This window comes from Pseudomonas sp. MAFF 730105, assembly GCF_055380705.1.
In genome coordinates this window covers 5665599-5679307 of the sequence record NZ_AP018438.1, presented here as the reverse complement: position 1 = coordinate 5679307, position 13709 = coordinate 5665599, and the positions used below count along the sequence as shown (strand labels likewise).

The following is a 13709-nucleotide window of genomic DNA, read 5'->3' as shown; positions in this document are numbered from 1 at the left end:
CGTCGGGTCTCCCTTTTGTGAATGCCCTGTGCTCAGTCGAACAGGCCGAAGGTCATGTAGCTGAACCAGGAGCGGTCGCTGGAGTTGTTCTCAGCCTCCGGTTCTTCAATCACATCGCCATTTTCATCCTTTGGCTTGAGCTCGTTCGGAATGGCTTCCTTGGCATCCTGGAACTGACGCTGTACGTCCTGGTTGGCGCGGGTTTCGCCCGGTGGCAGTGGCGGACGGGATTCGATCAGGCCCAGGGTCGCCTTGCTCAGCCATGAACGGTTGTCGGCTTCTGCAACGCGGGGGGTGAACTGGCCATCGACCAGGGAAGGGTGGTCCGGGTAATTCAGTTTCAGGGTTTCCAGGCTGCTGGCTGCCAGTTCGTCCAGGTGCAGGCGTTGGTACGCCTCGGTCATCACCGCCAGGCCGTCGCCGACCGAAGGGGTTTCCTGGAAGTTTTCCACCACGTAGCGACCACGGTTGGCGGCGGCGACGTAGGCCTGACGGGTCAGGTAGTAGTCGGCCACGTGGATTTCGTAGGAAGCCAGCAGGTTGCGCAGGTAGATCATGCGCTGCTTGGCATCCGGCGAGTAGCGGCTGTTGGGGAAGCGGCTGGTCAGTTGGGCGAACTCGTTGTACGAGTCGCGTGCGGCGCCCGGGTCACGCTTGGTCATGTCCAGCGGCAGGAAGCGCGCCAGCAGGCCGACGTCCTGGTCGAAAGACGTCAGGCCCTTGAGGTAATAGGCGTAATCGACGTTCGGGTGCTGTGGATGCAGGCGAATGAAGCGTTCGGCGGCAGATTTGGCAGCTTCGGGCTCGGCGTTCTTGTAGTTGGCGTAGATCAGCTCCAACTGGGCCTGATCGGCGTAACGACCGAACGGATACCGCGACTCCAGGGCCTTGAGCTTGGCGGTGGCGCTGGTGTAGCTGTTGTTGTCCAAGTCCTTCTGCGCCTGTTGGTACAGTTCGACTTCGCTCAGGTTTTCGTCTACGACTTCCTTCGACGAGCAAGCAGCAGTCAATGCGAGGATGGCGATCAGCAGCAGGTGTTTCACTTGCATGGCGGCTTGCGTCCCTATGACGGCCGCTGTCTTGGGCGGGGCCGTCCTGTTATGATGAGCGCCCCGTTGAAAGCCTCGGGGCAAAAGACGCCGTATTTAACCACAAGCGCGCAGCCGAAACCAAAGGCTGTGCCGACGCCCAGTCCGAGCATGTCCGATAAAATAGAACTTCGCGCAGAGGTGCCGTCCGAATTGGGCGGCCAACGCCTCGATCAAGTCGCCGCCCAACTCTTCACCGAGCATTCGCGCTCGCGCCTTTCCGCCTGGATCAAGGACGGCCGCCTGACGGTGGATGGGGCGGTCATCCGCCCGCGCGACATCGTCCATGGCGGTGCCATCCTCGAGCTGACGGCAGAGCAGGAAGCCCAGGGCGAATGGGTAGCCCAGGACATTGCCCTGGACATCGTCTATGAAGATGACGACATCCTGGTGATCAACAAGCCTGCGGGCCTGGTGGTGCATCCGGCCGCCGGTCACGCCGACGGCACCCTGCTCAATGCCTTGCTGCACCACGTGCCGGATATCGTCAATGTGCCCCGGGCCGGTATCGTGCATCGTCTCGACAAGGACACCACCGGTCTGATGGTGGTGGCCAAGACCATCCAGGCGCAGACCCAGTTGGTCGCACAACTGCAAAGCCGCAGTGTCAGCCGCATCTATGAATGCATCGTGATCGGCGTAGTGACCGCTGGCGGCAAGATCAACGCTCCCATCGGTCGTCACGGTCAGCAGCGCCAGCGCATGGCGGTGATGGAGGGCGGCAAGCCGGCGGTCAGTCACTACCGCGTGCTTGAACGCTTCCGCTCCCACACCCACGTGCGGGTCAAGCTGGAAACCGGTCGTACCCACCAGATCCGCGTGCACATGGCCCACATCAACTTCCCGTTGGTGGGCGATCCGGCTTATGGCGGCCGCTTCCGCATCCCGCCGGCCGCCAGCGTGACCATGGTCGAGTCCCTGAAGCACTTCCCGCGTCAGGCGCTGCATGCGCGTTTCCTGGAACTGGATCATCCGACCACCGGTAAGCGCATGAGCTGGGAATCGCCGTTGCCGGATGACTTCGTCTGGCTGCTGACGTTGCTCAAGCAGGACCGCGAGGCATTCGTCGGATGAATGACTGGCTGATACCCGACTGGCCCGCGCCAGCCTGGGTCAAGGCCTGTGTCACCACCCGTGCGGGCGGCGTCAGCGTGGCGCCGTTCGACAGCCTCAACCTCGGCGACCATGTCGATGATGACCCAACGGCCGTCACTGAGAACCGTCGACGGCTCACCGACCAATTCGCCATCCGTCCGGCCTGGTTGCAGCAGGTCCATGGGATTGCCGTGGTCGAGGCCGATCCGACCCAGGTCGCGACCGCCGATGCCAGCTGGACCGCCACGCCGGGTATCGCCTGCACGGCGATGACCGCGGACTGCCTGCCCGTGCTGTTCTGTAACCGCGCCGGTACGCGCGTCGCGGCCGCCCATGCCGGTTGGCGCGGGTTGGCGAACGGCGTACTGGAAGCCACCCTGGACAGCCTGGCAACGCCAGCGGATGAGATTCTCGCCTGGCTCGGCCCGGCCATTGGCCCGCAAGCCTTTGAAGTCGGACCGGAAGTGCGTGAGGCGTTCATCGCGCAACTGCCCCAGGCGGTACAAGCCTTTGTGCCGAGCCACAACGCCGGCAAGTTCCTGGCCGACATCTATGCGCTGGCGCGCCTGCGGCTGGCCGCGCGGGGTGTCTCGGCGGTCTACGGCGGCGGGCTGTGCACCGTGACCGATCCACGCTTCTTTTCCTACCGTCGCAGCCCGCGCACCGGTCGCTTCGCCTCCCTCGTCTGGATCGAACGCTAGACTTGTCTGATCTGCATCAATAGCGCACTGCTTGAATCTTCCAGAATCGTCCACATCTATAACGGTATCTGGCAGGTTTCTTCATTCAGGATGTTTTTCGGTCCGGCCTGCTCAAAAGGAAGGTGACCTTATGCGTATTGACCGTTTAACCAGCAAATTGCAATTGGCGCTGTCCGATGCCCAGTCCCTGGCCGTCGGCCTGGACCATCCTGCCATCGAACCGGCGCATCTGATGCAGGCCATGCTCGAGCAGCAGGGTGGCTCGATCAAGCCCCTGCTGATGCAGGTAGGCTTTGACGTCAACAGCCTGCGAAAAGAGCTGGCGAAAGAACTCGACCAGTTGCCCAAGATCCAGAATCCGACCGGTGACGTGAACATGTCCCAGGACCTGGCGCGGCTGCTCAACCAGGCCGATCGCCTGGCCCAGCAGAAGGGCGACCAGTTCATTTCCAGCGAGCTGGTGCTACTCGCCGCCATGGACGAGAACAGCAAGCTGGGTAAATTGCTGCTCGGCCAGGGCGTGAGCAAGAAGGCCCTGGAAAATGCCATCAATAACCTGCGTGGGGGCGAAGCCGTCAACGACGCCAACCACGAGGAGTCCCGTCAGGCACTGGACAAATACACCGTTGACCTGACCAAACGTGCCGAGGAAGGCAAGCTTGACCCGGTGATAGGCCGCGATGACGAGATCCGGCGCACGATCCAGGTGCTGCAACGCCGCACCAAGAACAACCCGGTGCTGATCGGTGAGCCAGGCGTGGGCAAGACCGCCATTGCCGAGGGCCTGGCCCAACGGATCATCAATGGTGAAGTACCGGACGGCCTCAAGGGCAAGCGCCTGCTGTCCCTGGACATGGGGGCGCTGATCGCCGGTGCCAAGTACCGTGGCGAGTTCGAAGAGCGGCTCAAGGCCCTGCTCAATGAGCTGTCGAAGCAGGAAGGGCAGATCATTCTGTTCATCGACGAGTTGCACACCATGGTCGGCGCCGGCAAGGGCGAAGGCTCGATGGACGCCGGCAACATGCTCAAGCCCGCGCTGGCCCGTGGCGAGTTGCATTGTGTCGGCGCGACCACGCTCAACGAGTACCGCCAGTACATAGAGAAGGACGCGGCCCTTGAACGGCGCTTCCAGAAAGTGCTGGTGGACGAGCCGAGCGAAGAGGACACCATCGCTATCCTGCGTGGTCTCAAGGAGCGCTATGAAGTTCACCACAAAGTGGCGATCACCGATGGCGCGATCATCGCGGCGGCCAAGCTCAGCCACCGCTACATCACTGACCGCCAGTTGCCGGACAAGGCCATCGACTTGATCGACGAGGCTGCCAGCCGTATCCGCATGGAGATCGACTCCAAGCCGGAAGTGCTGGATCGCCTGGAGCGGCGCCTGATCCAGCTCAAGGTCGAATCCCAGGCCCTGAAGAAAGAAAGCGACGAAGCGGCGAAGAAACGCCTGGAGAGATTGCAGGAAGAAATCGTTCGCCACGAGCGCGAGTATTCCGATCTCGAGGAAATCTGGAATTCGGAAAAGGCCGAAGTCCAGGGTTCGGCGCAGATCCAACAGAAAATCGAACAGTCCCGCCAGGAACTGGAAGCGGCCCGTCGCAAGGGCGACCTCAACCGCATGGCCGAGCTGCAATACGGGGTCATCCCGGATCTGGAGCGCAGCCTGCAGATGGTCGACCAGCACGGCAAAAGTGAAAACCAGTTGCTGCGCAGCAAGGTCACCGAGGAAGAAATCGCCGAGGTGGTCTCCAAGTGGACCGGTATTCCAGTGTCGAAGATGCTCGAAGGCGAGCGCGACAAGCTGCTGAAGATGGAAAGCCTGCTGCACCAGCGCGTGATCGGCCAGGACGAAGCGGTCGTCGCGGTCGCCAATGCCGTGCGGCGGTCCCGTGCCGGGTTGTCGGACCCGAACCGGCCAAGTGGTTCGTTCATGTTCCTCGGCCCGACCGGTGTCGGTAAAACCGAGCTGTGCAAGGCGTTGGCCGAGTTCCTCTTCGATACCGAGGAGGCGATGGTGCGCATCGACATGTCCGAATTCATGGAGAAACACTCCGTGGCCCGGCTGATCGGCGCACCGCCGGGTTATGTCGGCTATGAAGAGGGCGGTTACCTGACCGAAGCCGTGCGACGCAAGCCGTACTCGGTGATCCTGCTCGATGAGGTCGAGAAAGCCCATCCGGATGTGTTCAACATTCTGCTGCAAGTGCTGGAGGACGGTCGTCTGACCGACAGCCACGGGCGCACGGTGGATTTCCGCAACACGGTGATCGTGATGACCTCCAACCTGGGGTCGGCGCAGATCCAGGAACTGGTGGGGGATCGCGAGGCGCAACGGGCGGCGGTGATGGACGCGATTTCTACCCACTTCCGGCCGGAGTTCATCAACCGGGTCGACGAGGTAGTGATTTTCGAACCACTGGCCCGTGATCAGATTGCCGGCATCACCGAAATCCAGCTGGGCCGCCTGCGCAGCCGCCTCACCGAGCGCGAGCTGAAGCTGCAACTGAGTGACGAGGCCCTGGATAAGTTGATTGCCGTGGGTTACGACCCGGTCTATGGGGCACGACCATTGAAACGGGCCATCCAGCGCTGGATCGAAAACCCGTTGGCACAGTTGATCCTGTCGGGTCGCTTCATGCCGGGCGAAACCGTAACCGGAACGGTGGAAAACGACGAAATCGTCTTCAACTGACCGGCTGCACCGCTGTTGACCGAATGGCCTCGCATTGCGAGGCCATTTTTTTCATCAGGCCGTTGAACTCAAAGGAAAAGGCTTGTAAAGTGCGCCCCGCAGTCAGTCACCCCCAAGGGTTACTTCTCCCTGAGAAGGAATCCGAAATAAGTTGCAAATCATTGTCTTGAAAGCAATTTAAGGGGTTGACAGAGGTTTTTAAGATTGTAGAATAGCGCGCCTCAGACACACGAACGCAGCGATGCAGACGGGTAGAAGAGGTTGAAGCTGGCTTCAATCAAGCTTCAAGGTTGCAACTTGAAATATCAGTTCCGTGATAGCTCAGTCGGTAGAGCAAATGACTGTTAATCATTGGGTCCCAGGTTCGAGTCCTGGTCACGGAGCCATTTCAATCGGGGTATAGCGCAGTCCGGTAGCGCGCCTGCTTTGGGAGCAGGATGTCAGGAGTTCGAATCCCCTTACCCCGACCATATTTGGGTCGTTAGCTCAGTTGGTAGAGCAGTTGGCTTTTAACCAATTGGTCGTAGGTTCGAATCCCACACGACCCACCATTTTTGAGACCAGTTCGCTGGAATCGAATCTTAAGATCAGAGGCCAAAAGCGCTGATCGAGGAAGGCGACTTGAAAGGGTCGCCTTTTTATTACCGGGGTATAGCGCAGTCCGGTAGCGCGCCTGCTTTGGGAGCAGGATGTCAGGAGTTCGAATCCCCTTACCCCGACCATATTGAAAATCCTCGTATCGAAAGATACGGGGATTTTTTTTGCCTGCGAAAAAAAAACCGGGAAGTCTTAAGTTATCGTACAACTTGCCGATAGATCACCGACAGGGGCACGTCCCCATTCCCGGCCAATAACAAAAAAGGGCGCCCGTTATGTTTCTTCGTCAACTGAATATCGCCCCTCGCGCGGCGCTGGGTTTTGCCTTGATCGCCGTGCTGGTGGCACTGCTCGGGATGTTTGCGCTGGGGCAGATGTCGAGTATCCGTGACAGTGAGGTGGCGGTGGAAACCCAGTGGCTACCGAGCATTCGCGGCGGTGACGAGATTCGCGAATGGATGCTGCGCATTCGCACCATCTCCCTGCGCATGGCCCTGGACCAGGACCCTAAGAACACCTCGGTCTACCGTGGGCAAATGGACGTCCGTGACAAGGAACTGAGCGAAAAAATCGCCAGCTACGAAAAGCTCGTCGTGACCCCTGAAGGCAGAGCGCTCTACGACCAGTTCAAGCAGACTTTTGCTGCCTACCGTGCGGGTATCGCGCAATCCTTCATCCTCGCAGAGCAGGGGCGCCGCGACGAGCTGATTAAACTGCTGCTGGTGGACATGAAAACCGTCGTGGACGGCTCCGGCAGGCAACTCAACGACCTGGCGGAGCTGTTTTCCAAACAGGTGTCCATCGAGAGTCAGAAGTCCCAGGAGCACTACGCCAATTCACGCATGATCGTCATCCTTTTCATCGTCTTGGCCGCCCTGGCTACCGTCGCCCTGGCGATGTTGTTGACGCGCAGCATCGTCAAGCCCCTGGGTGAAGCGCTAAGCGCCGCGGAAAGCGTGGCTGAAGGTGACCTGACCCGGCCGATCGAGACCCATGGCAACGACGAAGTGAGCCGCTTGCTCAAGGCCTTGGCGACCATGCAGAAAAACCTGCGCGATACGCTGCAGAGCATCAGTGGTTCGGCGGCGCAGTTGGCAACGGCAGCCGATGAGCTGAACGCCGTCACTCTCGACAGCACACAGAGCCTGCAACAGCAGAACAACGAAATTGAACAGGCCGCCACGGCTGTCACCGAAATGACCACTGCCGTAGAGGAAGTGGCGCGCAACGCCGTTTCCACCTCCGATGCCACGCGTCACTCCAGTGAGTCGGCATCCCTCGGACAGCAGCGGGTCAGCGACACGGTTGACGCGATTGGCGCCCTCGCCAGTGACGTGCAGGTGACGGGTGGGTTGGTGCAATCCTTGGCCAACCAGTCGCAGGATATCGGCAAGGTCCTGGACGTGATCCGGGCCATTGCCGAGCAGACCAATTTGCTGGCCCTCAACGCGGCCATTGAAGCGGCCCGGGCCGGCGAAAGCGGTCGAGGGTTTGCGGTGGTGGCTGATGAAGTGCGAGCGCTGGCTTATCGCACTCAGCAATCGACCCAGGAAATCGAACAGATGGTCCAGGGCATGCGCAGCGGCGCCACCCAGGCCCTGGATTCCATGCAGGCCAGCTCGACCCGCGCTGCCAGCACTTTGGCGATGGCGGAACGGGCGGGGGAGGCATTGCAGACCATCACCGCGTCGGTCAGCGAAATCCACGAGCGCAACCTGGTGATCGCCAGCGCGGCCGAAGAGCAGGCACAGGTGGCCCGCGAGGTTGATCGCAACCTGGTGAATATCCGTGATCTGTCGGTGCGCTCGGCCACTGGCGCAGACCAGACCAGCGCGTCCAGCCATGAACTGTCGCAACTGGCGAACTCGTTGCGCACGATGGTGCAGCGGTTTCAGGTTTGAGTGCAGGAGGAGACTTGCGTCGACTGCACCGCCGTCTTCGCGGGCAAGCCACGCTCCCACATGGGATTCGGGGTGGATGCAGCATTTGTATACATCATCAAACCCTGTGGGAGCGAAGCTTGCTCGCGATAGCGATGGGCCAGTCAATATTGTTACTGACTGACTTAGCGCAATCGCGAGCAAGCTTTGCTCCCACAGGTTTGTGGCTTAACTGACTGCACTAGCGCTTGCCCGCTCCCGCATTGGGTCTGGGTGTATGCGGTATCCGCATACGCCACCAGACCCTGTGGGAGCGAGCCTGCTCGCGAAAGCGCTGTGTCAGGCCACTGCTATTTTCAGTGCAACTTGAGCCGCGGCTCGGTCCCACGTCCAATCTTGCTGCCCAGCATCAACATGGCCGTACGGAACATTCCATACAACGCCATCTGGTGCATGCGGTACAGCGACACATAGAACATCCGCGCCAGCCAGCCTTCGAGCATCACGCTGCCGGTGAGATTACCCATCAGGTTGCCCACCGCCGAGAACCTCGACAGCGAGATCAGCGAGCCGTAGTCGGTGTACTTGTAATGCGGCAACGCCTTGCCTTCGATCCGCAGCTTCAAGGACTTGGCCAGCAGCGATGCCTGCTGGTGCGCCGCCTGGGCGCGGGGCGGTACGTTGCGGTCGCTGTCCGGTTGCGGGCAGGCGGCGCAGTCGCCGAAGGCGAAGATATTCTCGTCGCGAGTGGTCTGCAGTGTCGGCAGTACGTGCAACTGGTTGATCCGGTTGGTTTCCAGCCCGTCGATGTCCTTGAGGAATTCCGGTGCGCGAATCCCGGCGGCCCAGACTTTCAGGCTGGCGTCGATCACCTTGCCGTCGACGGTGATCAGGCTGTCGGCTGTCACCTGGCCGACCGCGGCGTTGGTCATGACATTGACCCCGAGCTTTTCCAGGGTCTTGTGCACGGGCCCACCGATACGCTCCGGTAATGCCGGCAGCACCCGTGGCCCGGCTTCGATCAGGGTGATGTGCATGTTTTCCGGCTTGATCCGGTCCAGGCCATAGGCCGCCAGCTCATGGGCGGCGTTATGCAGCTCGGCCGCCAGTTCGACGCCGGTGGCACCGGCCCCGACGATGGCGACGCTGATCCGCTCCTCGGCATCGGTCTGGCCGGCATGGGCGCGCAGGTAATGGTTGAGCAATTGCTGATGGAAGCGCTCGGCCTGTTTGCGGGTATCGAGAAACAGGCAATGTTGCGCCGCACCCTCGGTGCCGAAGTCGTTGGTGGTGCTGCCGACGGCAATCACCAGGGTGTCGTAGCCCAGCACCCGGGCGGGTAGCAATTCCACGCCGGCTTCGTCATAGGTGGCGGCCAGTTGGATACTCTTGCGTTCGCGGTCCAGGCCGCTCATGCGCCCGAGCTGGAACTCGAAGTGGTTCCATTTCGCCTGGGCGACGTAGTTGAGTTCGTCTTCGGACGAGTTCAGGGAGCCGGCCGCCACTTCGTGCAGCAGGGGTTTCCAGATGTGGGTCAGGTTCGCGTCGACCAGCATCACGCTGGCCGTGCCACGTTTGCCCAGGGTCTTACCCAGACGGGTAGCCAACTCCAGGCCGCCGGCGCCGCCGCCAACGATGACAATACGATGAGTCATGGGGATATCTCGCAAGGCTAAAGGAAATCGGTGCCGTTACCCTCGCGAGCGCCAGTATCGTATCCCTCGATAACAGGCAGCTCATAGCGTCAGGTAACTGATCAGTCGGCTCAACAGGCCCAGGCCGATCGTCACGGCCAGTACCACCACCAGGAGCATCCACGGCCGGAAAGGCCGGCGCTCGACTCGGTGTTGGGACAGTTGCAGGTACTCTTCGACATGCTTCTGGTCGTCAGGGTTCAGGCGGCTGGTCATAAAGGCCTCGTCAGGTAGACGTTGCGAAGTGTGCGTACGTTACAGGGGATTGCTTGCGGCTGCGAACAGCATAGTCGTTCAGTGGACGCGGTGATGATTCACAGGCTGATCCCCACATCGAACACGATGCTTCGCCCCAGGTTGCCCCGCAGGAAATCCGGCGCATCGGGGTGGGCGAACAAGACCCGGGCGAAGCTCGGCCCCACCAGCGACAGCGAACGCCAGCCCTGGCGCAGGTATTCGGTGGGCGGAGGGAAATGGCTGTTGAGGTCCAGTACTTCCCGTTTAAGACTGGCGAAGGCGATGATATCCAGCTCTCCCAGGTCCATGCCGCGTTCGGTGTAGTTGTGGGCTTTCTTGCGCAGGGTCGGTGCCAGCCTCAGCAGGAATTCGTTGGCCGGGATCCGCCTGGGCTTGGCTTCGCGGCGCACCAGTTGGCTCAGGGAGAATGCACTGCGGCGGCGTTGCAGCTCGTCACGCCATTCGTCATTGAGCCGACGGCCCTCGTCGAGGACGAAGAACACCTCGAAGTTGGCATCACGGAACAACACGTCCGGTGGATCTCCGGCGGGAGCGAACTCGTCGGCGCGGTAGGGCACGTTCAGCCCTTGCAGCAGTCGCTGGCAGACCCAACGCTCACGCTCCCATTTGCGGGCATTGGAGAGAAAGGCGTTGGCTTGCTCGGCCGCGATGGTCAGCAGGCGTAAATAATCGGAATCATCCATGAACTCAAGCTTAGCGTTCAATTGCGACAAGCTGGAAGCGTTGCGTTGATGAATGACTCTTATGAGTGGGGTGTAGACTCTGCGTGTCGATAGAGACATAAAGCTGTGCACAATTTTTGTGGCGAGGGGATTTATCCCCGCGGGCGTGCGTAGCGCGCCCAAAAGAGTCTGAGGTTGTAGGAGTTGGCGAAGCCTGCGATCTTTTAATCTTTCACTTGGAACTCAAGTGTCTGGGAAAAGATCGCAGCCTCGCTTCGCTCGACAGCTCCTACGCAGTCCGACGGGAATGCACTGTGCCGGCTGCTGGAAAAACAAGCGAAAGGTGTAGTCCCCATGATCGGAGCCGAACTGCTCTCACCCCAGACACTTGCGGTTGGCTGGTTGATCTATGTCCCGGTGCTGGCCTGGGCGGTGTGGCGAGCGCCATGGGTGGAACTGTTTACCGACAGCCGTCGCCAGCACCTGCTGTTCGGCACGGTGCTGGCGCTGTTCATGTTGTGGCTGGTGCGACGGGATTTCGACACCGGTGTGTCCTATCACTTCATCGGCATGACCGCCGTGACGCTGTTGCTGGATTGGCCGCTGGCGATCCTCGGCGGTCTCATTGCCCAGCTTGCGCTGGTGCTGTTGGGGCGCCAGGACATGGTGGCGCTGGGCGTCAACGGAGTGCTGTTGGTCCTGCTGCCGGTGCTGGTCACCGAAAGCTGCGCGATCCTGGTGGAGCGAGCCCAGCCACGCAATCTATTCGTGTATATCTTCTGCTCGGGGTTCCTCGCCGCCGCCCTGTCGGCGTTGCTGTGCCTGCTGCTGGGGCTGGGGCTGTTGTGGTACGACGGGGTGTTCGCCATGCCTTACTGGCTAAGCGATTTCGTTGGCTACCTCTGGTTGATCATTTTTCCCGAAGCGTTCATCAACGGCATGGTGATCAGTGCACTGGTGGTATTCAGTCCTGAATGGCTGGAAACCTTCAACCGCACGCGCTATCTGTCGGCACCCTGGAAGGATGACGACAAGTCTTGATGCATATCAAGGCCTTGCAGGCAGGTGCAGCTCATGCTCTGGAAAACTTCCAGGAGCACAACGATGAGTGTTTACGAGTGGGCGAGACAAGAGATCAGGCGTAGTCACGATGCCGCGATGGAAATCGGTTTCGATCCGGGCCTGAGCCTGCGTGCCTTGCTCAGTGCGATCGTGCAACAGAGCAAGACAGTGCGCAGCGCCGAGGACCTGGCCGATGAGTTGAGCTTCCTGGCGGAAAATCTCGACGACAAACAGGACTACGGTTTCATGCGGCCTTAGCCACACAGGCCACTAGTGGTGTGAGCGGGGGTTGAAGTCTTCGCTGAACAGTTCGTCCTCGGCATCGGGGCTGACGGGGATCTTGTGTTCTTCCGACGCCCAGGCGCCCAGGTCGATGAGTTTGCAGCGATCGGAACAGAATGGCCGGAACTTGCTCTCCGGGCTCCATTCGACAGGGGCGCCACAGGTCGGGCAATCAACGGTCGGGGTCTGGCTCATGATTGGCCTCCACGCAATGTAAGGTAGGAATGATGCAGGCGTTCGACCTCGCTGTGCAGCCAGGCGAGGTCGCGGTCGTTGACCACCACATCGTCGGCATGGCTCAGGCGATCCTGGCGGCTGGATTGTGCCTTGAGGATCGCCTGGGCCTGTTGCTCGCTGATCTGGTCGCGTTGCAAGGTCCGTTCGATCTGGAGTTGTTCAGGTGCGTCGATCACCAGGATCCGTTGGGTCATGGCGTACTGCCCTGACTCGATCAGCAGCGGTGATACGAGGATTGCATAGGGCGATCGGGCTTGGGCCAGGTGATGGGCAATTTCGTCGGCGATCAACGGATGCAGCAGTGCCTCAAGCCAGCGACGCTCGTCGGCATTCTCGAAAATCAATTTGCGCAAGGCCGCGCGATCCAGCGTACCGTCGGCCTGGAGCACGTCCGGGCCGAAGTGTTCGGCGATTTTCGCCAGTGCCGGACGCCCCGGTTCGACCACCCAGCGCGCCGCATGATCGGCGTCGACCACATGCACGCCCAAGTCGATGAAGTGCTGGGCCGCAGCACTTTTGCCGCTGCCGATACCGCCGGTCAGGCCGAGAATCCAGGGTTTTTCCACGGGATTGTTCATAAGGAAATCGTTAGAAACCGACAGAGTGCCAATAGAAGTCGGTTATTTGACCACCCCAGAGCAAGGCAATCCAGCCGGCAATGGCTAAATAAGGCCCAAAGGGGATCTGTGTCGACGCCGGAGCATTGCGCATGCGCAACATGACGACCCCGACCACGGCACCCACCAGCGACGACAGCAGCAGCGTCAGCGGCAGGATCTGCCAGCCGCCCCAGGCCCCGAGCATCGCCAGCAGCTTGAAGTCGCCGTAGCCCATGCCTTCCTTGCCGGTGAGCAGCTTGAAAACCCAGAACACCGACCACAGCGCCAGATAACCGGCCACCGCTCCCCACACTGCCTGGTTCAGCGAAACGAACAATCCGAAGCTGTTGACGATCAGCCCCAGCCACAACAAGGGCAGCACCAGCGTGTCGGGCAGCAGCTGATGCTCGGCATCGATCAGGCTCATGCCCAGCAGGCCCCAGCTCAAGACCATCACCAGCGCGGCCTGCCAGCCGAAGCCGAAATGCCAGGCGACGAACGCCGACAGCGCGCCGCAGGCCAGCTCGGTCAGGGGATAGCGGCGCCCAATGGGGGTGGCGCAACTGGAACAGCGGCCACGCAGTGCGAGGTAGCTGAGCAACGGGATATTTTCCCAGGCCCGGATGCGGTGGCCGCAGTGAGGGCATTGGGAGTGAGGCAGCATCAGGTTGTAGGCCGGGCCGGGCGTTTCGGCAGGCAGGCCCAGCAGGTCGTGGGCTTGCAGCCGCCATTCGCGGGTGAGCATCTTGGGCAGGCGCCACACCAGCACATTGAGAAAGCTGCCGACAATCAGCCCGAGCAATAGCGCCGCCAGCACAAAGGCCATGGGATAAAGCACGAAGAATTCGCTCAGGGGCAT

General features: G+C 60.8%; 13 protein-coding genes, 4 tRNA genes and 1 pseudogene. 11 read left to right on the top strand and 7 right to left on the bottom strand.

Features of this window, described 5'->3' with window-relative positions; genetic code table 11:
- Nucleotides 1-32 precede the first annotated feature (32 nt).
- Entirely contained in the window at nt 33-1049 is a 1017-nt protein-coding gene (locus tag PCOSP_RS24865) for an outer membrane protein assembly factor BamD (protein ID WP_139649809.1), read from the bottom strand.
- Nucleotides 1050-1199: 150 nt separating this feature from the next.
- Between PCOSP_RS24865 and rluD the strand changes: the two genes are divergently transcribed.
- The 9 genes and pseudogenes from rluD to PCOSP_RS24820 all read left to right on the top strand — a co-directional run bounded on the left by rluD (nt 1200) and on the right by PCOSP_RS24820 (nt 8077).
- A complete protein-coding gene (gene rluD, locus PCOSP_RS24860; RefSeq protein ID WP_139649807.1) occupies nt 1200-2162 on the top strand; it encodes a 23S rRNA pseudouridine(1911/1915/1917) synthase RluD in 963 nt (320 codons plus the stop codon).
- Nucleotides 2159-2884 (top strand): peptidoglycan editing factor PgeF, encoded by a 726-nt coding sequence (gene pgeF / locus PCOSP_RS24855; protein WP_464709716.1) that lies wholly within the window; start codon nt 2159-2161, stop codon nt 2882-2884. Before rluD ends, pgeF begins: the two co-directional genes overlap by 4 nt.
- A gap of 130 nt (nt 2885-3014) precedes the next feature.
- Nucleotides 3015-5579 (top strand): ATP-dependent chaperone ClpB, encoded by a 2565-nt coding sequence (gene clpB, locus PCOSP_RS24850; RefSeq protein ID WP_175386705.1) that lies wholly within the window; start codon nt 3015-3017, stop codon nt 5577-5579.
- Between the two features lie 310 nt (nt 5580-5889).
- Nucleotides 5890-5965 (top strand) — tRNA-Asn (locus tag PCOSP_RS24845).
- A 7-nt stretch (nt 5966-5972) separates the two neighbouring features.
- Nucleotides 5973-6049, top strand: a tRNA-Pro gene (locus PCOSP_RS24840).
- A 5-nt stretch (nt 6050-6054) separates the two neighbouring features.
- Nucleotides 6055-6130: transfer RNA gene (locus PCOSP_RS24835), tRNA-Lys, on the top strand.
- A 94-nt stretch (nt 6131-6224) separates the two neighbouring features.
- Nucleotides 6225-6301 (top strand) — tRNA-Pro (locus tag PCOSP_RS24830).
- A gap of 150 nt (nt 6302-6451) precedes the next feature.
- Nucleotides 6452-7222, top strand: a pseudogene (locus tag PCOSP_RS24825) (MCP four helix bundle domain-containing protein); the annotation flags it as partial.
- Entirely contained in the window at nt 7214-8077 is an 864-nt protein-coding gene (locus PCOSP_RS24820) for a methyl-accepting chemotaxis protein (RefSeq protein ID WP_464711999.1), read from the top strand. The pseudogene PCOSP_RS24825 and the gene PCOSP_RS24820, both read left to right, overlap by 9 nt.
- A 335-nt stretch (nt 8078-8412) precedes the next feature.
- Here PCOSP_RS24820 and PCOSP_RS24815 read toward each other — a convergent pair whose 3' ends face one another.
- From PCOSP_RS24815 to PCOSP_RS24805, 3 genes are all read right to left on the bottom strand, one after another.
- Nucleotides 8413-9711: an NAD(P)/FAD-dependent oxidoreductase gene (locus PCOSP_RS24815; RefSeq protein ID WP_464709715.1), complete on the bottom strand. Its 1299-nt coding sequence runs from the start codon at nt 9709-9711 to the stop codon at nt 8413-8415.
- Between the two features lie 81 nt (nt 9712-9792).
- Nucleotides 9793-9966, bottom strand: coding sequence for a DUF3094 domain-containing protein (locus PCOSP_RS24810; RefSeq protein WP_003185543.1), 174 nt, complete (start codon nt 9964-9966; stop codon nt 9793-9795).
- Between the two features lie 98 nt (nt 9967-10064).
- On the bottom strand, nt 10065-10691 hold the full coding sequence (locus PCOSP_RS24805; RefSeq protein WP_175363820.1) for a DUF1780 domain-containing protein: 627 nt from the start codon (nt 10689-10691) through the stop codon (nt 10065-10067).
- A 333-nt stretch (nt 10692-11024) separates the two neighbouring features.
- Here PCOSP_RS24805 and PCOSP_RS24800 point away from each other — a divergent pair, with 333 nt between their 5' ends.
- Both PCOSP_RS24800 and PCOSP_RS24795 read left to right on the top strand, forming a co-directional pair.
- A complete protein-coding gene (locus PCOSP_RS24800; protein WP_464709714.1) occupies nt 11025-11711 on the top strand; it encodes an energy-coupling factor ABC transporter permease in 687 nt (228 codons plus the stop codon).
- Between the two features lie 63 nt (nt 11712-11774).
- On the top strand, nt 11775-11990 hold the full coding sequence (locus PCOSP_RS24795) for a hypothetical protein (RefSeq protein WP_139649792.1): 216 nt from the start codon (nt 11775-11777) through the stop codon (nt 11988-11990).
- A gap of 12 nt (nt 11991-12002) precedes the next feature.
- Here PCOSP_RS24795 and yacG read toward each other — a convergent pair whose 3' ends face one another.
- The 3 genes from yacG to PCOSP_RS24780 are packed head-to-tail and all read right to left on the bottom strand — an operon-like array spanning nt 12003 to nt 13709.
- Nucleotides 12003-12209, bottom strand: coding sequence for a DNA gyrase inhibitor YacG (gene yacG, locus PCOSP_RS24790; RefSeq protein ID WP_024779578.1), 207 nt, complete (start codon nt 12207-12209; stop codon nt 12003-12005).
- The gene (gene coaE, locus PCOSP_RS24785) at nt 12206-12829 is read right to left on the bottom strand and encodes a dephospho-CoA kinase (protein WP_139649790.1); all 624 of its coding nucleotides are present in this window, start codon (nt 12827-12829) and stop codon (nt 12206-12208) included. Before coaE ends, yacG begins: the two co-directional genes overlap by 4 nt.
- Before the next feature lie 10 nt (nt 12830-12839).
- A complete protein-coding gene (locus PCOSP_RS24780) occupies nt 12840-13709 on the bottom strand; it encodes a prepilin peptidase (RefSeq protein ID WP_464709712.1) in 870 nt (289 codons plus the stop codon).

Excerpts from the sequence above, each read along its gene's own strand:
- PCOSP_RS24865 (WP_139649809.1), bottom strand. The coding sequence starts at position 1,049 with ATGCAAGTGAAACACCTGCTGCTGATCGCCATCCTCGCATTGACTGCT.
- rluD (WP_139649807.1), top strand. The coding sequence starts at position 1,200 with ATGTCCGATAAAATAGAACTTCGCGCAGAGGTGCCGTCCGAATTGGGC.
- pgeF (WP_464709716.1), top strand. The coding sequence starts at position 2,159 with ATGAATGACTGGCTGATACCCGACTGGCCCGCGCCAGCCTGGGTCAAG.
- clpB (WP_175386705.1), top strand. The coding sequence starts at position 3,015 with ATGCGTATTGACCGTTTAACCAGCAAATTGCAATTGGCGCTGTCCGAT.
- PCOSP_RS24820 (WP_464711999.1), top strand. The coding sequence starts at position 7,214 with ATGCAGAAAAACCTGCGCGATACGCTGCAGAGCATCAGTGGTTCGGCG.
- PCOSP_RS24815 (WP_464709715.1), bottom strand. The coding sequence starts at position 9,711 with ATGACTCATCGTATTGTCATCGTTGGCGGCGGCGCCGGCGGCCTGGAG.
- PCOSP_RS24810 (WP_003185543.1), bottom strand. The coding sequence starts at position 9,966 with ATGACCAGCCGCCTGAACCCTGACGACCAGAAGCATGTCGAAGAGTAC.
- PCOSP_RS24805 (WP_175363820.1), bottom strand. The coding sequence starts at position 10,691 with ATGGATGATTCCGATTATTTACGCCTGCTGACCATCGCGGCCGAGCAA.
- PCOSP_RS24800 (WP_464709714.1), top strand. The coding sequence starts at position 11,025 with ATGATCGGAGCCGAACTGCTCTCACCCCAGACACTTGCGGTTGGCTGG.
- PCOSP_RS24795 (WP_139649792.1), top strand. The coding sequence starts at position 11,775 with ATGAGTGTTTACGAGTGGGCGAGACAAGAGATCAGGCGTAGTCACGAT.
- yacG (WP_024779578.1), bottom strand. The coding sequence starts at position 12,209 with ATGAGCCAGACCCCGACCGTTGATTGCCCGACCTGTGGCGCCCCTGTC.
- coaE (WP_139649790.1), bottom strand. The coding sequence starts at position 12,829 with ATGAACAATCCCGTGGAAAAACCCTGGATTCTCGGCCTGACCGGCGGT.
- PCOSP_RS24780 (WP_464709712.1), bottom strand. The coding sequence starts at position 13,709 with ATGCCCCTGAGCGAATTCTTCGTGCTTTATCCCATGGCCTTTGTGCTG.